This window comes from Nocardioides silvaticus, assembly GCF_003160695.1.
GTDB classification, from domain to species: domain Bacteria; phylum Actinomycetota; class Actinomycetes; order Propionibacteriales; family Nocardioidaceae; genus Nocardioides; species Nocardioides silvaticus.
Window position 1 is genome coordinate 151,397 of record NZ_QGDD01000002.1, and the last position, 19,104, is coordinate 170,500.

Annotated in this window: 17 protein-coding genes and 1 pseudogene; all 18 read left to right on the forward strand. The window is 72.4% G+C overall.

Translation table 11 applies throughout. From position 1 onward, the window contains the following. Positions 1 to 10: 10 nt before the first annotated feature. The 18 genes and pseudogenes from DJ010_RS05570 to DJ010_RS05655 all read left to right on the forward strand — a co-directional run bounded on the left by DJ010_RS05570 (position 11) and on the right by DJ010_RS05655 (position 19,066). A complete protein-coding gene (locus tag DJ010_RS05570) occupies positions 11 to 1,780 on the forward strand; it encodes a peptidoglycan D,D-transpeptidase FtsI family protein (protein ID WP_245927251.1) in 1,770 nt (589 codons plus the stop codon). Then, positions 1,780 to 3,303 (forward strand): UDP-N-acetylmuramoyl-L-alanyl-D-glutamate--2,6-diaminopimelate ligase, encoded by a 1,524-nt coding sequence (locus DJ010_RS05575; RefSeq protein ID WP_109692664.1) that lies wholly within the window; start codon positions 1,780 to 1,782, stop codon positions 3,301 to 3,303. Before DJ010_RS05570 ends, DJ010_RS05575 begins: the two co-directional genes overlap by 1 nt. After that, positions 3,300 to 4,664 (forward strand): UDP-N-acetylmuramoyl-tripeptide--D-alanyl-D-alanine ligase, encoded by a 1,365-nt coding sequence (locus DJ010_RS05580; RefSeq protein WP_109692665.1) that lies wholly within the window; start codon positions 3,300 to 3,302, stop codon positions 4,662 to 4,664. Before DJ010_RS05575 ends, DJ010_RS05580 begins: the two co-directional genes overlap by 4 nt. A 28-nt stretch (positions 4,665 to 4,692) precedes the next feature. Next, a complete protein-coding gene (gene mraY / locus DJ010_RS05585; protein ID WP_109692666.1) occupies positions 4,693 to 5,778 on the forward strand; it encodes a phospho-N-acetylmuramoyl-pentapeptide-transferase in 1,086 nt (361 codons plus the stop codon). Continuing rightward, a complete protein-coding gene (gene murD, locus DJ010_RS05590) occupies positions 5,760 to 7,262 on the forward strand; it encodes a UDP-N-acetylmuramoyl-L-alanine--D-glutamate ligase (RefSeq protein ID WP_245927253.1) in 1,503 nt (500 codons plus the stop codon). The genes mraY and murD overlap by 19 nt, the downstream gene beginning before the upstream one ends. 36 nt (positions 7,263 to 7,298) lie before the next feature. Continuing rightward, complete coding sequence (gene ftsW, locus DJ010_RS05595; protein ID WP_109692668.1) at positions 7,299 to 8,525, forward strand: putative lipid II flippase FtsW; 1,227 nt, start codon at positions 7,299 to 7,301, stop codon at positions 8,523 to 8,525. Positions 8,526 to 8,535: 10 nt separating this feature from the next. Continuing rightward, positions 8,536 to 9,639: an undecaprenyldiphospho-muramoylpentapeptide beta-N-acetylglucosaminyltransferase gene (gene murG, locus DJ010_RS05600; protein WP_109692669.1), complete on the forward strand. Its 1,104-nt coding sequence runs from the start codon at positions 8,536 to 8,538 to the stop codon at positions 9,637 to 9,639. Between the two features lie 10 nt (positions 9,640 to 9,649). Beyond that, a complete protein-coding gene (murC, locus tag DJ010_RS05605) occupies positions 9,650 to 11,032 on the forward strand; it encodes a UDP-N-acetylmuramate--L-alanine ligase (RefSeq protein ID WP_109693109.1) in 1,383 nt (460 codons plus the stop codon). Beyond that, on the forward strand, positions 11,025 to 11,768 hold the full coding sequence (locus tag DJ010_RS05610; protein ID WP_109692670.1) for a cell division protein FtsQ/DivIB: 744 nt from the start codon (positions 11,025 to 11,027) through the stop codon (positions 11,766 to 11,768). The genes murC and DJ010_RS05610 overlap by 8 nt, the downstream gene beginning before the upstream one ends. Positions 11,769 to 11,927: 159 nt before the next feature. Beyond that, positions 11,928 to 12,926 (forward strand): annotated as a pseudogene (ftsZ, locus tag DJ010_RS05615) (cell division protein FtsZ); the annotation flags it as partial. Positions 12,927 to 13,156: 230 nt separating this feature from the next. Further along, positions 13,157 to 13,852, forward strand: coding sequence for a purine nucleoside phosphorylase YfiH/LACC1 family protein (locus DJ010_RS05620; RefSeq protein WP_109692672.1), 696 nt, complete (start codon positions 13,157 to 13,159; stop codon positions 13,850 to 13,852). A 159-nt stretch (positions 13,853 to 14,011) separates the two neighbouring features. After that, positions 14,012 to 14,515 (forward strand): cell division protein SepF, encoded by a 504-nt coding sequence (locus DJ010_RS05625; RefSeq protein ID WP_109692673.1) that lies wholly within the window; start codon positions 14,012 to 14,014, stop codon positions 14,513 to 14,515. A gap of 252 nt (positions 14,516 to 14,767) precedes the next feature. Continuing rightward, positions 14,768 to 15,061 (forward strand): YggT family protein, encoded by a 294-nt coding sequence (locus DJ010_RS05630; RefSeq protein WP_109692674.1) that lies wholly within the window; start codon positions 14,768 to 14,770, stop codon positions 15,059 to 15,061. A 114-nt stretch (positions 15,062 to 15,175) separates the two neighbouring features. After that, positions 15,176 to 15,955 (forward strand): DivIVA domain-containing protein, encoded by a 780-nt coding sequence (locus tag DJ010_RS05635; protein ID WP_109692675.1) that lies wholly within the window; start codon positions 15,176 to 15,178, stop codon positions 15,953 to 15,955. A gap of 178 nt (positions 15,956 to 16,133) precedes the next feature. Next, on the forward strand, positions 16,134 to 17,072 hold the full coding sequence (locus tag DJ010_RS05640; protein ID WP_211318668.1) for a TraR/DksA family transcriptional regulator: 939 nt from the start codon (positions 16,134 to 16,136) through the stop codon (positions 17,070 to 17,072). 35 nt (positions 17,073 to 17,107) lie between these two features. Further along, positions 17,108 to 17,668, forward strand: coding sequence for a signal peptidase II (lspA, locus tag DJ010_RS05645; RefSeq protein WP_245927257.1), 561 nt, complete (start codon positions 17,108 to 17,110; stop codon positions 17,666 to 17,668). Continuing rightward, on the forward strand, positions 17,665 to 18,600 hold the full coding sequence (locus DJ010_RS05650; protein WP_109692677.1) for an RluA family pseudouridine synthase: 936 nt from the start codon (positions 17,665 to 17,667) through the stop codon (positions 18,598 to 18,600). Before lspA ends, DJ010_RS05650 begins: the two co-directional genes overlap by 4 nt. Continuing rightward, positions 18,593 to 19,066: a GNAT family N-acetyltransferase gene (locus DJ010_RS05655; protein WP_109692678.1), complete on the forward strand. Its 474-nt coding sequence runs from the start codon at positions 18,593 to 18,595 to the stop codon at positions 19,064 to 19,066. The genes DJ010_RS05650 and DJ010_RS05655 overlap by 8 nt, the downstream gene beginning before the upstream one ends. Positions 19,067 to 19,104: the final 38 nt, after the last annotated feature.

The following is a 19,104-nucleotide window of genomic DNA, read 5'->3' on the forward strand; positions in this document are numbered from 1 at the left end:
GGTTGGAGAAGTGACACGTCCGGCTCGCGACCCGCTGCGCGCGTCACCGCAATTCCGGCTCCAGGTCGGGTTCATCCTGATCGCGATGGTGCTCTCGGTCTTCGCCGCGCGCCTGGTGCAGCTGCAGGGCGTCGACCCCGACGAGTACGCCGCGATGGCCGCCGCCGAGGGTTCGGTCGACGTCATCCTTCCCGCGACCCGAGGTGAGATCCTCGACCGCAACGGGAAGGCACTGGCGAAGTCGATCGACGGCCGGATGATCGTCGCCGACCCGACGCTGACCGCCGACGACGCACCCGAGCTCGCCTCCTTCCTCTCGCAGCGGCTCGACATCGACTACTTCGAGGTGCTCGAGCGGCTCCGGGTGGAGGGCAGCCGCTTCCAGTACGTCGCCCGCCAGGTCCCGGCCCGCCTCGCGACCCAGGTGGTCGCGGATGCCGAGGCGGAGGGGTTCGTCGGCCTGTTCATGCAGCGAGACCCGGTGCGGGTCTACCCGTTCAACGACGTCGCGGCGAACCTCGTCGGCTTCCTCGGCACCCCGAAGCGGAACGGCTCCGCCCGCGCCCTCGCCGGGCTCGAGGACTCCTTCAACGACTACCTCTCCGGCATCGACGGCGAGGCGCGCTACGAGGTCGGGGCCGGCGCGCAGATCCCGCTCGGCGACAGCGCCATCACGCCGGCGGTGGACGGGTCCGACCTCGCCCTCACCCTCGACGCCGACCTGCAGTTCTACACGCAGCGGGTGCTGCAACAGACCGTCGAGGGCTCGCGCGCCGAGTCCGGCATCGCGGTCATCATGGACAGCCGCACCGGCGAGATCCTCGCGCTGGCCGACTACCCGTCCTACGACGCCAGCACGCCCCAGGACTGGCCGAAGTCGCGCTACAAGTCCAGCGCCCTGACCGATGTCTACGAGCCGGGCTCCACGGAGAAGGTGCTGACGCTGAGCGCCGTCATCGACGCCGGCCTCGGCAAGCCGCGCCAGCAGTACGTCGTCCCGGGGGTGCTCAACCGCCAGGACCGGCCGATCCACGACCACTGGGCCCACGGCATCGAGCACCTGACCCTGGCGGGCATCCTCGCCAAGTCCTCCAACATCGGCACCGTGCTCGCGGCCGACGAGTTCGAGCCGGGCCAGCTGCGCTCCTACCTGACCGCGTTCGGGCTCGGCAGGCAGACCCACGTCGGCCTCAACGGCGAGACCAAGGGCCTGCTGCCGAAGGGCGAGGCCTGGACCGACCAGGTCGACGACCGCATCGCCTTCGGCCAGTCGCTCTCCGTCAACGCCGTGCAGATGATCGCGGCGGTCAACGCGATCGCCAACGACGGCGTCCGCATCGACCCCAGCCTGGTGAAGGGCCGAGCGACGCTGGACGACGGCACCGAGGTCGGCACCGACGAGGCCGGCACCCGGAGGGTGATCAGCACGGAGGCGGCGCGGCAGACTGCTCTCATGATGGAGCGTGTGCTCGACCCGGTCGACGGCGTCGCCCCGCTGGCGTCGGTGCCCGGCTACCGGATCGCCGGCAAGACCGGCACGGCGCAGCGGGTCGTCGAGAGCTGTGCCTGCTACGACGGCAGCCACACCGCGTCGTTCGTCGGCTTCGGCCCGACCGACGACCCGCGATTCACCGCCTACGTCGTGGTCCACGACTCCCGCACCGGCGGTGGCGGCGCGGTCGCCGGCCCGGCCTTCGCCAAGCTGATGAGCTACGCCCTCCGGCGGTACGGCGTGGCCCCGACCGAGACCCGCCCCTCGAAGCTGCCCGTCGAGTGGTGATGGACACCGCCAGCACCCGTCCCGGGAGCCCGGTGGCGCGGTCGTTCGAGGACGTCGTCGCGCTGGTCCGTGCGCACGCCGAGGCGCGCGTGCTGGGCGACGGCACCGGCGTCACCGTCACCGGCATCACGCTCGACTCGCGCCGGGTCCTCCCCGGTGACGTCTACGCCGCCCTTCCGGGTGCGACGGCGCACGGCATCGACTTCGTCACGCAGGCCGCCGCGTCCGGCGCCACCGTCGTGCTCACCGACGAGGCCGGCGCGGACGCCGTACCCCCGGACCTGCCGGCCATCGTCGTCGCCCGCCCACGGGCCGTGCTCGGTGCGGTCTCGGCCGCCCTCTACGGCGACCCCGCCGGCGCGATGCGGATGATCGGAGTGACCGGCACCCAGGGAAAGACCACGGTGACCCGGTTGCTGGACGGCGGCCTCGGGGCCGCGGGCATCACCTCCGCCGTGATCGGCACCGTCGGCACCCGGGTCGCCGGCGCCGACCTCCGGACGGCCCTGACCACACCGGAGGCACCGGACCTGCACGGGCTGTTCGCCCTGATGCGCGAACGCGGGGTCGAGTGCTGCGCGATGGAGGTGTCCAGCCATGCGCTCGTGCTGGGCCGGGTCGACGGGGTCGTCTTCGACGTCGCGGTCTTCACGAACCTCGGCCGCGACCACCTCGACTTCCACGCCGACGTCGAGGACTACTTCGCGGCCAAGGCGACCCTGTTCACCCCCGAGCGGGCTCGGCTCGGCCTGGTCAACGTCGACGACGAGTTCGGCCGTCGCCTGGCCGCCGCGGCGACGATCCCGGTGCGCACGATGTCGACCAGCAGCGCCGACGCCGACTGGTCGGCCGCCGACGTGGACCTCGGCCCCGAGGGCTCCACGTTCACCGTCCGTGGCCCCGACGGCTTGTCGCTGCCCGCGTCGGTCGCCCTGCCCGGCGACTTCAACGTCGCCAACGCGCTGTCCGCCGTCGCCGCTGCCGCCGAGGCCGGGCTCGCCCCTGGCAGCGTCGTCGCCGGCATCGCCGCGGCCGGAGGAGTGCCCGGCCGTCTGGAGCGGGTCACCGACGACGCCTCGGCGTTCGCGGTCTACGTCGACTACGCCCACAAGCCCGACGCCCTCGAGGCCGTGCTCCGCACCCTGCGCCCGATCACCCGCGGCCGGCTGGTCGTGGTCCTCGGTGCCGGCGGCGACCGCGACCGCGGCAAGCGGCCGTTGATGGGTGCGATCGCCGCCGACCTCGCCGACGTCGTGCACGTCACCGACGACAACCCGCGCTCGGAGGACCCGGCGACGATCCGCGCCGAGATCGTCGGCGGCACCCGCGGGCACCCGGCCGACGTGGTCGAGCACGACGGCCGCCGTGCGGCGATCGCGGCCGCGCTGGCCGCCGCCGAGGAGGGCGACGTCGTGCTGATCGCCGGCAAGGGCCACGAGACCGGTCAGGAGGTCGCGGGCGTCGTCCACCCCTTCGACGACCGCGACGTGGCCCGTCAACTGCTCGCGGGAGACGGCCGATGATCCCGCTGCGGCTGGCCGAGATCGCCGCCGTGGTCGGTGGCGAGGTCCACGGCGACGGCGACGTCGTCGTGACCGGCCCCGCGTACGTCGACAGCCGGTCGCCGGTCGCCGAAGGACTGTTCGTCGCGATCGTGGGGGAGCGGGTCGACGGCCACGCGTACGCCGCGGGCTCCCACGCCGTGCTCGGCAGCCGGCCGACGGCGGCGCCGACGGTCGTGGTCGAGGACCCGGTGGTGGCCCTCGGCACGCTGGCGCGGTTCGTGGTCGAACGGACACCGGCCACCGTGCTGGCGATGACCGGCTCGCAGGGGAAGACCGGCACCAAGGACTACCTCGCGAGCGTGCTGCGTCGGCTCGCGGGCGAGGACAGGGTCGTCGCCACCGAGGGCAACGGCAACAACGAGATCGGGGTGCCGCTGACCGTGCTGCGGGCCGCCGCCGACACCGAGCACCTCGTCGTGGAGATGGGCTCGCGCGGCGTCGGGCACATCGCGTACCTGTGCGGGATCGCACCACCGCGCATCGCCGCCGCGCTCAACGTCGGCACCGCGCACGTGGGGGAGTTCGGCGGCCGCGAGCAGATCGCCCTCGCCAAGGGGGAGATCGTCGAAGCGCTCCCTTCCGACGGCGTCGCGGTCCTCAACGCCGACGACCCCCTGGTCTCGGCGATGGCCCCCCGCACCACCGCGCGGGTGCTGACGTTCGGCCGCGCCGGCGACCTGCGCTGGGAGGACATGGAGCTCGACGAGGGCGGCCGGCCACGGTTCACGCTCACCGACGGCCACACCTCCCACCCGGTGCAGCTGCTCCAGACCGGCGCCCACCAGGTGCAGAACGCCGCCGCGGCCGCCGCGATGGCGGTCGCCGCCGGGTTCCCGCTCGCGGACGTCGCGCCCGCACTCTCCCTGGCCACCGCCGCGTCGCGGTGGCGGATGGAGGTGCACGAGCGCGCCGACGGGATGGTCGTGATCAACGACGCCTACAACGCCAACCCCGACTCGGTGCGAGCCGCGCTCGAGGCGCTGGTCGCGATCGGGCGGGGCCGCGGGCGTCGTACGGTCGCGGTGCTGGGGCAGATGATGGAGCTCGGGTCGGAGCACGAGTCCGGTCACCGTGCCGTGGGGACCGACGCCGTCCGGCTCGGGGTCGACGTGGTGGTCGTCGTCGGCGCCCCTGCAGCGCCGATCGCCGAGGCGATCCGCGCTCAGGACGCCACGACCGTGATCTCCGCCGAGGGGCGCGACGAGGCACTCGCCTGGGTGCGGCAGAATGCCGGACCGGAGGACGTCGTCCTCGTGAAGGCGTCGCGGGGTGCGGCGCTCGAACAGGTCGCCGAGCAGCTGCTGGGTGACCGGCCGTGACGCGGACCAAGCGTGAGAGGACAGCAGCGTGCTAGCGATCCTGCTCGGTGGGGGCATCGCCCTGCTGGTCTCGCTGCTCGGCACCCGGGTCGCGATTCGGCTCTTCACCAAGTGGGGCTACGGCCAGGAGATCCGCGACGACGGCCCGACCAGCCACCACACCAAGCGCGGCACGCCCACCATGGGTGGCGTCGTGATCATCGCCAGCGTGGTGCTCGGCTACGGGATGGCGAAGCTGATCACGGCCGACGCGCCGAGCGCCTCGGCTCTGCTCCTCCTCTTCCTGTTCGTCGGGATGGGCATGGTCGGCTTCCTCGACGACTTCATCAAGATCTACAAGCAGCGCAGCCTCGGCCTGCGGAGCAAGGCCAAGATGGTCGGCCAGACGGTGGTCGCCCTGGTGTTCGGCGTGCTCGCGCTGGCGCCCTGGCTGGAGGACGAGAACAACCGGGCGCCCGCCTCGGAGAAGATCTCCTTCCTCCGCGAGATCGACTGGCTGGCGCTGCCGATGGTGCTCGCGCTGCTGCTGGTCTGGCTGCTCGTCACCGGCTTCAGCAACGCGGTCAACCTCGCCGACGGCCTCGACGGCCTCGCGGCCGGGGCCAGCGTGATGGTGTTCGGCGCCTACACGCTCGTGAACATCTGGCAGAACAACCAGTTCTGCCAGGACGAGCCCAGCGCCAGCTGCTACAACGTCCGCGACCCGCTCGACCTGGCGATCATCGCTGCGGCGATCACCGGCGCCTGCTTCGGCTTCCTCTGGTGGAACGCCTCGCCGGCGAAGATCTTCATGGGCGACACCGGCTCGCTCGCCCTCGGCGGCGCCCTCGCGGGCCTCGCGATCCTCACCCGCACCGAGCTGCTGCTCATCGTCCTCGGTGGCCTGTTCGTGCTGGAGACCGCCTCGGTGATGCTGCAGGTCAGCTGGTTCAAGGCGACCAAGAAGCTCACCGGCGTCGGCCGCCGGGTGTTCCGCATCGCCCCGATCCACCACCACTTCGAGATGCTCGGCTGGGAGCAGGTGACCGTCGTGATCCGGTTCTGGATCATCACCGGCCTCTGCGTCGCCACCGGGCTGGGCCTGTTCTACGCGGAGTGGGTGGCGAGACTTTGACCCACCCCGACGTCTCCACCCTCGGCCGCAAGGACTCCTGGGAGGGCGTGCGCGCGGTCGTCGCGGGGTTCGGGGCGAGCGGGTACGCCGCCGCGGACAACCTCACCCACCTGGGCGCGTCGGTGACGGTGCTGGCCGAGAACGCCACGGCGGCGCAGCTGGAGCAGGCCGAGCTGCTCGAGATCCTCGGTGCCACGGTGCAGCTGCACGCAGGCGCCACCGACGCACTGCCCGACGGCGTCGACCTGCTGGTCACCTCGCCCGGGTTCCGGCCGGAGGCCCCGCTGCTGGAGCAGGCCCGCGAGCGCGGCGTCCCGGTCTGGGGAGAGGTCGAGCTGGCGTGGCGGCTGCGCGACCCGGACCACCCGGCGCCCTGGCTCTGCGTGACCGGCACCAACGGCAAGACCACGACCGTGCAGATGCTGGACTCCATCCTGCGCACGGCCGGGCTGCGCAGCGTCGCGGCGGGCAACGTCGGCCTGCCGCTGACCGAGGCGGTCATGGACCCCGAGCCGTACGACGTGATCGCGGTCGAGCTGTCCAGCTTCCAGCTGCACTACGTGTCGACGGTGGCGGCCGAGTCAGCGGCGGTGCTCAACCTCGCCGAGGACCACCTCGACTGGTACTCCGGCGCCACCGGAATGGACGACTACGCGGCCGACAAGGGCCGCATCTACGAGGGCGTGGAGCGAGCCTGCGTCTACAACGTCGCCGACCCCACGACCGAGCGCCTGGTCCGTGAGGCCGACGTGGTGGAGGGTGCCCGGGCCATCGGCTTCACCCTCGGCATCCCGTCGGTCGGCATGGTCGGCGTGGTCGAGGACATCCTGGTCGACCGGGCGTTCATCGACGAGCGCCAGCACAGCGCCGCCGAGCTCTGCGCGATCGCCGACCTCGCCTCGCCCGCGCCCCACTTCGTCGCCAACGCGCTGGCCGCGGCGGCGCTGGCCCGGGCGCACGGGATCAGCCAGGCCGCCGTCCGCGACGGGCTGCGGGCCTTCCGTCCCGACGGCCACCGGATCGCCGTGGTCGCCGAGCACGAGGGCATCACCTGGGTCGACGACTCGAAGGCGACCAACCCGCACGCCGCACAGTCGTCGCTGGCGGCGTACGACCCCGTCGTCTGGGTGGCGGGCGGCCTCGCCAAGGGCGCGTCGTTCGACGAGCTGGTCCAGCAGGTGGGGAGCCGCCTCCGGGCGGCGATCCTCATCGGTCGCGACCGCGCGGTCATCGCCGAGGCGCTTGCGCGACACGCCCCGGATGTGCCGGTGATCGAGGTGGCCGCCGGAGAAACTGGGCCCGTAGACGGGGCTGACCTGATGGGTCGCGTCGTCGGGGCGGCGGCTGCGGCCGCCCGGTCCGGCGACACGGTGCTCCTCGCACCGGGCTGCGCCTCGATGGACCAGTTCACCGACTACGCCGCACGGGGCGACGCCTTCGCAGCAGCGGTCCGGGCGGCGATCGACGGAACCGACGAGGACTGATCGCCCGGCACCAGCCGCACGAGGGAGGGGGAGGCCATCACCGCCACGACCCCCGACTCCCCGGTCCGGGCGGGCAGCCCCCGCAGCTGGCTCGCAGCGCTGCGGGACGCGCTGAGCCGGCCGCTCACCAACTACTACCTGCTGCTGGGCTCGATCGCGCTGCTGCTGACCATCGGCCTGCTGATGGTGCTCAGCTCCTCCAGCGTCGAGGCGTTCCGCCAGACCGGCGACTCCTACGCCACCGTCAAGCGTCAGCTGCTCTGGGTGGGCATCGGCATCCCGCTGGCCCTCCTCGCCTCGCGGGTCTCGATGCGGTGGGTGCGCAGCCTGGCGTTCCCGGCCTTCACGGTCTCGCTCGTGCTGCTCCTCGCCACGGCGAGGTTCGGCGTCGAGGTCTACGGCAACAAGAACTGGCTCGCGCTCGGACCGGTGCAGATCCAGCCGTCCGAGATCGCCAAGCTCTCAATCATCATCTGGGCCGCGCACATCTACGCCAACAAGGACCGCCGGCTCGGCAGCCTGCACCAGATGATGGTGCCGGTGGTGCCCGGCATGCTGCTCGCGACCACCCTGGTGATCGTCGGTCGCGACCTCGGCACGGCGCTCGTCTTCTTCGCCATCCTGGTCGGGATGCTCTGGGTGGTCGGCGCGCCGGCCCGGCTGTTCGTGCTCTGCCTCAGCGTGGTCAGCGTGGTGGCCCTCGGCCTGGCCGCGACCTCGTCGGAGCGGCTGGAGCGGATCACGACGTTCGTCGACCCGTTCAAGGACTACCACGGCACCGGCTGGCAGCCGGCCCACGGCCTCTACGCCATGTCGAGCGGCGGCATCTTCGGCGAGGGCATCGGGGCCAGCCGCCAGAAGTGGGGCACCCTGCCCGAGGCCCACACCGACTTCATCTTCGCCGTGCTGGGCGAGGAACTGGGCCTGGTCGGCACCCTCCTCGTCATCGGCCTGTTCCTCACCATCGCCTACGCCACGCTCCGCATCGCCCGGCAGACCACCGACCCGTTCGTCCGCTACTGCAGCTTCGGCATCGTGATCTGGCTGCTCGGTCAGATGATGATCAACGTCGGCATGGTGCTGGCGCTGCTGCCGGTCATCGGCATCCCGCTGCCGCTGGTGTCGTACGGCGGCTCGAGCCTGCTGCCGACGCTGATCGCGCTCGGACTGGTGATCGGCTTCGCCCGCCGCGAGCCCGCGGCCGCCCGCGCCCTGGCCCAGCGCCGGCGGACCCGTTCGGCCGGTCTGTCGGCCCGTCGGTAGCGTTCGACGAATGCGCGTCCTTCTGGCCGGCGGAGGCACCGCCGGGCACACGTCTCCGCTCCTGGCCACCGCCGACGCCCTGGTGCGGCTCGACCCGTCGGCGGAGATCACCTGCCTGGGCACCCCCCGGGGGCTGGAGACCAAGGTGGTGCCCGCGGCCGGCTACCCCCTCGAGCTGATCCCTCCTGTCCCGCTGCCGCGCCGCCCCGGCAAGGACCTGGCGCTGGTGCCGTCCCGGCTGCGGGGTGCGGTGAGGGCGACCGACGACGTCATCGACCGGGTCCGCCCCGACGTCGTCGTCGGCTACGGCGGCTACGTCTCGATGCCGGCCTACCTCGCGGCGCGTCGGCGGAAGCTGCCGCTGGTGATCCACGAGCAGAACGCCAAGCCGGGCATCGCCAACAAGGCGGGCGCCCGGTTCGCCCTCCGGGTCGCGGTCAGCTTCCCCGGCACCCCGTTGAAGCGGGCGGAGTACGTCGGCCTCCCGATCCGCCGGATGATCTCGCAGCTCGACCGGCCCGCGCTGCGCGCCGAGGCCCGGGAGTTCTTCGGTCTCGACCCCGACCTGCCCACCCTCGTCGTCACCGGCGGGTCGCAGGGCGCCTGGAAGCTCAACCGTGCGATCACCCGCGCGTCGGCCGCGCTCGGTGCCGGCGGCGTCCAGGTGCTCCACGTCATCGGGGCGCGGGGCAAGGAGGACCCCGAGTGGGTGGAGCCGACGGCCACCGGCACGCCGTACGTCGTCCTTCCCTTCGTCGACCGCATGGACTACGCCCTCGCCGCCGCCGACCTGATGGTGTGCCGGGCAGGTGCCAACAGCGTGGTCGAGGCGGCCGCCACTGGCGTCCCTACGATCTTCGTGCCGCTCGCCTACGGCAACGGCGAGCAGGAGCACAACGCCCGCCCGGTGATCGACGCCGGGGGAGCGCTCATGGTCGACGAGGGTCGGTTCACCGCCGACTACGTCGCGGAGACGGTGCCCGCACTGGCCGACGACCGCGCGCGGCTGGCCGCGATGAGTGCGGCCGCAGCCGGCCTGGTCCCGGCCGACGCCGACGACCGGCTGGCCAGGATCGTCGCCGAGTCCGCCGGCCGCCACGGGCAGGCCCGATGAGGTCGGTCCGATGAGGATCGAGGTCCCCGCCGAGATCCCGGCAGCGGACCGGCTGGGCCGGGTCCACTTCGTCGGCATCGGCGGCGCGGGCCTCTCCGGCATCGCCCGGCTCATGCACCAGTCCGGCGTCACGGTCAGCGGGAGCGACGCCAGCGACTCCGTGGTCGTCCGGGCCCTGCGCGAGGAGGGCATCGACGTCCACGTCGGTCACGACCCCGCGCACCTGGACGGCGTCGACACCGTCGTGGCGACCACCGCGGTCCGCGAGGACAACCCCGAGATCGCGGCCGCGCTGGAGCGCGGGCTGCGGCTCTGGCCACGGTCCGCCGGGCTCCAGTCGGTCCTCGTGGGCCGTCGGGTGGTCGCGATCGCCGGCACGCACGGCAAGACCACGACGACGGCGATGACGACCTTCGCCCTCCAGGAGGCCGGTCTCGACCCGACCTTCGCGATCGGCGCGGAGGTCGCCGCGCTCGGCACCAACGCCCGGCTCGGCGGGAGCGACGTCGCGGTGGTCGAGGCCGACGAGTCCGACGGCGCGTTCCTCGTCTACACCCCCGACGTCGCCGTCGTCACGAACGTCGACGCCGACCACCTCGACCACTGGGGCACCGAGGCCGCCTACGAGGCCGCGTTCGCGGAGTTCGCGGGGCGGGCCCGGGTGACGATCGCGGAGCGGCCCGACCTCGCCGACGTCACGGCGGGCTTCTCCGGCGGAGCGACCGTGCAGGGACACGACCTCACCATCGCCGGCGACCGCACCCGGTTCCGGGTCACGGCGCACGGCGAGGACCTCGGCCCGGTCGAGCTCGCCGTGCCCGGACGTCACTACGCACACGACGCTCTCTACGCGCTGGCGGTCGGGCTCGAGCTCGGGGGCGACCCCGCAGCGCTCATCCGGGGGCTGGCCCGCCACCGCGGCGCGAAGCGGCGGATGGAGCCGATCGGCGAAGCCGCCGGCGTCCGGGTCTACGACAGCTACGCCCACCACCCCAGCGAGATCCGCGGCGACCTCGAGGCAGCCCGCGCGATCGCGGAGAGTGGTACGACGGCCGGTCGGCTGGTCGTCTGCTTCCAGCCGCACCTGGTCTCCCGCACGCGGATCTTCGGGGCCGAGATGGGCACCGCCCTCGGTGCCGCCGACGAGGTCGTGGTGCTCGACGTCTACGTCGCGCGCGAGGACCCGGACCCGGACGTCACGGGCGCGCTCGTGGCCGCCGCCGTGCCCCTGCCGCCGGCGCGGAAGCTCTTCGCCGAGACCCACGAGCAGGCGCTCGCGGCGGTGCTGGACCGGGCGCGGCCGGGCGACGTCGTGCTGACGCTGGGCGCGGGCGACGTGACCACCCTCGCCCCCCGGGTCCTCGCTGGGCTGGAGGAGCGGGCCGGTGGCTGACCGCTCGCAGGACCGCACCCGCCGCCGGTTCGCGCGCCGGCAGTGGGCGCGCCGCTGGGTGACGGTGCGCTACGTGCTGATCGCGGTCCTCGTCCTGGGCGCGGTCGGGTTCGGCGTCTACGGCCTGTACTTCTCGCCGTGGCTGCGGGTCGAGGGCGCGGACGTGAGCGGGACCTCCCAGCTCTCGGAGGAGGAGGTGGTCGCCGCGGCGGACCTGCCGCTCGACGACCCGATGGCCCGGGTCGACATCGGCGCGATCGAGACCCGCATCGCCGCCAGGCTCACCGCGGTGCGCTCCGTCGACGCCTCGCGCCAGTGGCCGCACGACATCCGCATCGAGATCGAGGAGTGGGAGCCGCTCGCGGTGGTGACCGAGGGCTCGTCGTACACCTTCCTGGCCGAGAGCGGTGACACCTTCACCTTCGCGTCGATGCCGAAGCAACCGCCGGCGGCTCTGCCGCAGGTACAGGTCGGCGCCGAGGCGGACCGGCTCGCGCTGGAGGAGGCGGCCGCGGTCGCGACGTCCCTCGACGACGCGGTGACGGAGCTGGTCGACCACATCGAGGTCGAGACGGCCGACCAGATCCTGCTCGCGTTGAAGGACGGTCGCGAGGTCGTCTGGGGGAGTGCGGACGAGTCCGCCCAGAAGGCCGAGGTGCTGCTCCGGCTGCTCGAGGCCGAGCCCGACGCGCAGGCGTACGACGTCAGCGTGCCCTCGCTGCCGACGACCCGTTGACCTTCGCGACGATCTGGGCCGCATCCCTGCGGCGTGTCTCCCCGACGGGGAGCGCTGTCGTCCTTACTGTCGTGGACAACCCGAGGTTGACATAACTATAACCCTCAGCATGAGGGTAAGGGTTTCGGGGATCACCTACTTCAGGGGAAGGAAGACGGCGTGGCTGCTGCACAGAACTACCTGGCCATCATCAAGGTCGTAGGCATCGGTGGCGGCGGGGTCAATGCCGTCAACCGGATGATCGAGGTCGGGCTCAAGGGCGTCGAGTTCATCGCGATCAACACCGACGCCCAGGCGCTGCTCATGAGCGACGCCGACGTCAAGCTCGACATCGGCCGCGAGCTCACCCGCGGGCTCGGCGCCGGCGCGAATCCCGACGTCGGCGGTCGCGCCGCCGAGGACCACGCCGAGGAGATCGAGGAGGTCCTCAAGGGGGCCGACATGGTCTTCGTGACCGCCGGCGAGGGTGGCGGCACGGGCACCGGCGGCGCCCCTGTCGTGGCGCGGATCGCCCGGTCGCTCGGCGCGCTCACCATCGGCGTCGTCACCCGGCCGTTCGCCTTCGAGGGCGCGCGCCGGAAGAAGTCGGCCGACGAGGGCATCGAGCGGCTCCGCGAGGAGGTCGACACGCTGATCGTGATCCCCAACGACCGGCTGCTCCAGATCTCCGACCGCAACGTCTCGGTCATGGACGCCTTCCGCCAGGCCGACCAGGTGCTCCTGCAGGGCGTCTCGGGCATCACCGACCTGATCACGACCCCGGGCCTCATCAACGTCGACTTCGCCGACGTCAAGGCGGTCATGAGCAACGCCGGCTCGGCCCTGATGGGCATCGGCTCGGCCCGCGGCGAGGACCGCGCGATCGCCGCCGCCGAGATGGCCGTCAGCAGCCCGCTGCTCGAGGCCTCGATCGACGGCGCCCACGGCGTGCTGCTCTCGGTCGCCGGTGGCTCCGACCTCGGCATCTTCGAGATCAGCCAGGCGGCCGGGATGGTGGCCGACGCCGTTCACGCCGACGCCAACATCATCTTCGGCGCGATCATCGACGACGCGCTCGGCGACGAGGTCCGGATCACCGTCATCGCCGCGGGGTTCGACGGTGGCACCCCTCCTAAGAAGCGGGACGCCGGCCAGGCGCTGCGCCGCGACGCGCAACCGCAGCGCACCCAGGAGGAGATCCGCGCCGCGGTCGCGGCCCGCAAGGAGGACGAGCCGGCGGAGCCGCAGCAGGCCTCGGCCCAGCAGGCGCAGGACGAGACCCCTGCCGAGCAGTCCGCCGTGCCGGTGGGCGCGCGGCCGGCCGCGGCGCCGATGGAGTTCGACGACGACCTCGACGTGCCGGACTTCCTGAAGTAGGACCGGCAGACCCGACAGTCCGACCACCCTGGATGTTCGCCTTCCGTGACACCTGCACCCTCGACCCGGCACCCGCTGACGCGGCCCGGGTCGAGGTCGCGTTCACCGACGCCTCCCTCGACCTGCGCGAAGGGTCGCCGGGCTTCGAGCCCGGGATCGCGGCCCTCGTCGAGGCCACCGGGGTCCCCTTCGCCAGGATCGACCAGGTGCACGGCGACGACGTGCACGTCGTCGCCGCCGCTCCCGGCGCCGACGTGGCGGTCGCGGACGCGCTGGTCACCGCGCAGCGCGGGGTCGGCCTGATGGTCCGGGTGGCCGACTGCGTCCCGGTCCTCCTGGCCGACCCCGGCGCCGGGGTGGTCGGTGCCGCGCACGCGGGCCGGGCCGGCGTCGCCCTCGGCGTCATCGGCCGCGCCGTCGAGCGGATGCGGGAGCTCGGGGCGGAGCAGACCCGGGCCTGGATCGGCCCGCACGTGTGCGGTCGCTGCTACGAGGTGCCCGCGACGCTGCGCGACGAGGTGGCGGCCGCCGTACCGGAGACCAGGTCGGAGACGTCGTGGGGCACGCCGGCCCTCGACCTCGGCGCCGGTGTGCTGGCCCAGCTGGCGGCCGCCGACGTGCCGGCGGTCACCGTCGGGCGATGCACGCTCGAGGACGAGCAGCTCCACTCCTACCGGCGCGACGGCGGCGACGCCGGGCGCCTCGCGGGACTGGTGTGGATCCCGTGAACCACCGCCCGAGCACTCTCACGAACCCCGGCGCGACACACGCGCGCGTCGGCGCCGCGTTCCTCGGTTCGAGGTCCTCGGTCCAGTAATGTCCAGAACAAGCCAGGCGGCGCCTCGGACGGGGCGCTCAGCTGCGAAGACGAGGCGGAGGCAACAGCCATGAGCGGTGCGATGCGCAGGATCGGTGAGTACCTCGGCCTGCTCGAGGACACCGGTTACGACGAGGTCGACGTCGACGGGTACGACGCCCAGGAGACGGCGCCCGCACGCGAGACCCGTACCGAGCGCGCCCCGCGGGTGCGGTCGGCGTCCGTCGCCGACATCAACGAGCGTCGCCGCCCCGCCGCGGCGCCCGCGCCGGCCGTCAGCACGGTCGCGGAGCTCTCCCGGATCACGACGCTGCACCCCCGCACCTACAACGAGGCGCGGGCCGTCGGCGAGCAGTACCGCGACGGCACCCCGGTGATCATGAACCTCACCGAGATGGACGACGCCGACGCCAAGCGGCTCGTCGACTTCGCCGCCGGGCTGATCTTCGCCACCCGGGGCAGCATCGAGCGGGTCACCAGCAAGGTCTTCCTGCTCTCGCCGCCCAACGTGACGGTCGCCGCCGCCGACAAGCAGCGCATCGCCGACACGGGCGGCTTCTTCAACCAGAGCTGAGCTCGATTGCGCGAGCGTGTCGCAGATCGTGCGGCACCGCACGGGCGCTCGCTCCGCTCGGCCCGCGGGCGCCGCACGATGCGGGCTTCGCCCGCCGTGCGACACGCTGCCGCGCCGCGGTTGACGTAGTCAGGGGTTGCGGCTGCTGGGCGGCTTGCGGTGGCACCGGGCCGACCCTCCTCCGCTCGGCAGTTAGCGGCGACCCTCTAGGATCTCCGCAAGTCCCTTCCAGATGCCCGCTAGGAACAGTCGTTGTCGCTCGCTGGTCAGATCATCGAGGGTGTCCTCTGGACCTTCATCGGGCTGCTGTGGATCCGGTTCATCGTCGACTGGGTGCAGATCTTCGCCCGGTCCTGGGAGCCCCGCGGGGTGCTCCTCGTGCTGCTGGAGATCGTGTACTCGATCACCGACCCGCCGATCAAGGCGCTGGGCCGCGTGGTGAAGCCGATCCGGATCGGCAATTTCGCGCTCGACCTCAGCTTCATCCTGGTCCTGATCCTGGCCTACGTCGCGCTGGCCGTGAACCGCGCGATCTTCCTGGCCTGAGCCGCCGGGACCCCGCCAACTCTGAGTTGCCGCTGGTCAGGCGCTATTGTTCGCCGGGATAGTTTGTCCGTGTAGATCCCCCGTTAGTCCCCAGTCTTAGAGATAGGTGAGGTCATGCCGCTGACGCCCGAGGACGTGAGCAACAAGCGCTTTACCCCCGTCCGCCTGCGCGAGGGCTACGACATGGGTGAGGTCGACCAGTTCCTCGACGAGGTGGAGGCCGAGCTCGCTCGGCTGACTGCCGAGAACGACGAGCTCCGTGCGAAGCTCGCTGCCGCCCAGGCGGGCGGCGGCTCGTCGTTCGAGCCTGCGCCCACGCAGCTGACCCCGGTGCCCGAGCCCGTCGTGGAGAAGCCGGTACCGACCCCCGCCCCCGCGCCGGTCGAGGTGCCCGCCCCCGCGGTCGCCGCCACGGTGCCCGCCGACGGCGGCGTCGAGACGATCCGGGTCGAGACCGTGCCCGAGGCGTCCAACGCAGCCGCCCGCCTGCTCGAGATCGCGACCCGCAACGCCGACGAGCTCGTCGAGGACGCGAAGAACGAGGCCGACCGGATCGTCGGCGAGGCCCGCACCAAGGCCGAGCGGCTCGAGAACGAGGCCAAGGGCAAGGCGGACCGGATGGAGTCCGACGCGCGCGGCCGCTCCGAGATGCTCGACGCCGAGACGGCCGAGCGCCGCACCCAGCTGTTCGCCGACCTCGAGAAGGAGCGCGACAAGCTCAGCGTCGAGGTCGAGAACCTGCGGTCGTTCGAGCGTGAGTACCGCTCCCGCCTCAAGAGCTACTTCACCCAGCAGCTCGAGGCGCTCCAGACCCCGGGCGACACGATGGCCCCGTCCGACGAGTCGCCGGCGCCCAAGCGGCTCCGGTCGATCCTCGGCGAGGAAGAGCGCTGAGCGTCATCCGCTGACATCGGTTCCGGCCGGCCCGCACCGCGGGCCGGCCGGAGTCATTTCCGGGGCCGACGGTCTCGGTGACCGGAGTGCCTCCTTGGTCCCGACCGCGCCAGCGGCTACCCTCCGGTCAGCCCGTGGCCCTCGCCGCAGGGTGACCTGGTCCGGAGGAGGCCCGAGCATGGCCCGCACCACGAAGAAGTCGTTGGCTGGGCGCACGGTGTCCGCAGCCGGGAAGATCATCAAGAAGGCGTCGCCCGCGAAGAAGGCGGCCCCGGCCAAGAAGGCCGCACCGGTAAAGAAGGCGGCACCGGTAAAGAAGGCGGCACCGGCCAAGAAGGCGGCGCCGGCCAAGAAGGCGGCGCCGGCCAAGAAGGCCGCGCCGGCCAAGAAGGCCGCGCCGGCCAAGAAGGCCGCGCCGGCGAAGAAGGCCGGGCCGGCGAAGAAGGCCGCGCCGGCGAAGAAGGCCGCGCCGGCGAAGAAGGCCGCGCCGGCGAAGAAGGCCGCACCGGCCAAGAAGGCCGCACCGGCCAAGAAGGCCGCACCGGCCAAGAAGGCCGCACCGGCCAAGAAGGCCGCACCGGCCAAGAAGGCCGCACCGGCCAAGAAGGCCGCACCGGCCAAGAAGGCCGCACCGGCGAAGAAGGCCGCACCGGCGAAGAAGGCCGCACCGGCGAAGAAGGCCGCGCCGGCCAAGAAGGCCGCACCGGCCAAGAAGGCCGCGCCGGCCAAGCTGGTCGTCCTCGAGGGCGAGGAAGCCTGGTCGAAGGCGGAGCTGGCCGAGGTGCTCGCCGAGCTGCACGAGCAGCGGGAGCACAGTGCTCAGATCGTCGCGGAGCAGGAGGAGGACCTGTCCGGACTCCTGCGCGACGCTGGCGACGGCGCCGGTCAGGACCAAGCTGACCTCGGCGCAACCAGCTTCGAGCGCGACCACGAGCTGACCGTGCTCAACCACGAGCGGGAGAAGCTGGCCCAGATCGACCGTGCCCTCCAGCGCATCGACGACGGAACCTACGGCGTCTGCGAGTCGTGCGGCAATGCGATCGGCAAGATGCGGTTGATGGCATTCCCCCGTGCCACACTGTGCATGACATGCAAGCAGCGCGAGGAACGTCGGTAGACAGCGAGAACGGGTCGACCGACCACCGGAGGACCGTGCTCACCAGCCGACGTGGATGGTCCCTGTTCGCGGCCGTCGCGGCGGTCCTGTACGCCGCCGACCAGGTCTCGAAGCACCTCGCGGTCGAGCACCTCACCGGTCGCGACGACGTCCACGTCGTCGGGGACCTGCTCCAGCTCCACCTGACGCGCAACCCGGGTGCGGCGTTCTCGCTCGGCACCAGCTTCACGGTCGTGCTGTCGTGCCTCGCGATCACCGCGACGGTCGTCGTCCTCGTCGTCAGCCGCAAGGTGGCCGACCGCGTGTGGGCCGTCGGGCTGGGCGCGATCCTGGCCGGCATCACCGGCAACCTGACCGATCGGATGCTCCGGGACCCGTCGCCGTTCCGCGGTCACGTCATCGACTTCCTGCAGCTGCCGAACTGGCCGATCTTCAACATCGCCGACATCTCGATCAACGTCGGCGCCGCAGTCATCCTGCTCCAGGTCGTCCGCGGCATCCGGATGGACGGCACCCGCCACGACGAGGACGCCGCTCCGGACGCCGCCTCCGACGACGAGGCGGGCGACGCCGACGACGCAGAGCAGGACGTGTGAGCGAGGTCGACCACCGGACACTGGTGGTGCCGGACGGCCTCGACGGCCAGCGCGTCGACGTCGCGATGGCCCAGCTGTTCGGGCTGTCGCGCTCCCGCGCCGCCGAGCTCATCGCCGACGGCCGGGTCCAGCTGGACGGCGCAGGTGTGAGCAAGAGCGAGCGGGTGCTGCAGGGTGCCGTGCTCGACGTGGAGATCCCGGTCGTGGCCGACCCGCTCGAGATCGTCCCCGAGATCGTCGAGGGCATCAAGATCATCCACGACGACGCCTCCATCGTGGTGATCGACAAGCCGGTCGGCGTCGCCGTCCACCCCTCGCCCGGATGGCGCGGCCCGACGGTCGTGGGCCACCTCGCCGGTGCCGGGTTCCGGATCTCGACCTCGGGCGCCAAGGAGCGCGAGGGCATCGTGCAGCGCCTCGACGTCGGCACCTCGGGCGTGATGGTGATCGCCAAGTCCGAGCAGGCCTACTCCCTGCTCAAGAACGCCTTCCGGCAGCGCACCGTCGACAAGACCTACCACGCCCTGGTCCAGGGCCACCCCGACCCGCTGTCCGGCACCGTCGACGCGCCCATCGGCCGCCACCCCGGCGCCGACTACAAGTTCGCGGTGATGGACGGCGGCCGCGCCAGCGTCACCCACTACGAGACGCTCGAGGCGCACCGGTTCGCCAGCCTGCTCGAGGTGCACCTCGAGACCGGCCGCACCCACCAGATCCGGGTCCACATGGCCGCGCTGAAGCACCCGTGCGCCGGCGACCTCACCTACGGCGCGGACCCCGTGCTCGCGCGCCGGCTCGGCCTGACGCGGCAGTGGCTGCACGCCGTGCGCCTCGGCTTCGAGCACCCCGGCACCGGCGACTACGTCGAGTACGAGTCGGAGTACCCCGACGACCTCCAGCACGCGCTCGACGTCATCCGGGCCAGTGACTGACGGGCTGACCATCCGGCCGGCGACCCGGGAGGACCTGCCGGCGATCGCGGAGGTGTTCATCGCCACCCGCGCCGCCGCGGTGCCGGCGATGCCGCCGTCGATCCACCCTCCGCACGAGGTGCACGCCTACTACGACGGCGTCGACCTGGTCGCCGGTCCGCGGGAGCCGTGGGTGGCCGAGGACGCGCGCGGCGTGGTGGCGTTCGTCGAGGTCACCGCCGACTGGCTCGACGCGCTGTACGTGCTGCCCGAGGCCCAGGGGGAGGGGATCGGCGCCGCCCTGCTCGACCTGGTGAAGTCGCTGCGGCCGAGCGGGTTCTCGCTCTGGGTCTTCGAGTCCAACACCCCCGCCCGGTCGTTCTACGCCCGGCACAGGCTCGTCGAGCGGGAGCGGACCGACGGCTCCGGCAACGAGGAGAAGGCACCGGACATCCGGATGGAGTGGCTCCCCGGACTGTCCCCGTGACCGCGTAGGCTGAGGACCCTTCCCCGACCTGCCCGCCC

Bases quoted from the DNA above. Each gene is read 5' to 3' on its own strand.
- DJ010_RS05640 (WP_211318668.1), top strand. From the start codon at position 16,134: ATGGCCCGCACCACGAAGAAGTCGTTGGCTGGGCGCACGGTGTCCGCA.
- DJ010_RS05575 (WP_109692664.1), top strand. From the start codon at position 1,780: ATGGACACCGCCAGCACCCGTCCCGGGAGCCCGGTGGCGCGGTCGTTC.
- DJ010_RS05620 (WP_109692672.1), top strand. From the start codon at position 13,157: ATGTTCGCCTTCCGTGACACCTGCACCCTCGACCCGGCACCCGCTGAC.
- DJ010_RS05635 (WP_109692675.1), top strand. From the start codon at position 15,176: ATGCCGCTGACGCCCGAGGACGTGAGCAACAAGCGCTTTACCCCCGTC.
- DJ010_RS05625 (WP_109692673.1), top strand. From the start codon at position 14,012: ATGAGCGGTGCGATGCGCAGGATCGGTGAGTACCTCGGCCTGCTCGAG.
- murG (WP_109692669.1), top strand. From the start codon at position 8,536: ATGCGCGTCCTTCTGGCCGGCGGAGGCACCGCCGGGCACACGTCTCCG.
- DJ010_RS05580 (WP_109692665.1), top strand. From the start codon at position 3,300: ATGATCCCGCTGCGGCTGGCCGAGATCGCCGCCGTGGTCGGTGGCGAG.
- murC (WP_109693109.1), top strand. From the start codon at position 9,650: ATGAGGATCGAGGTCCCCGCCGAGATCCCGGCAGCGGACCGGCTGGGC.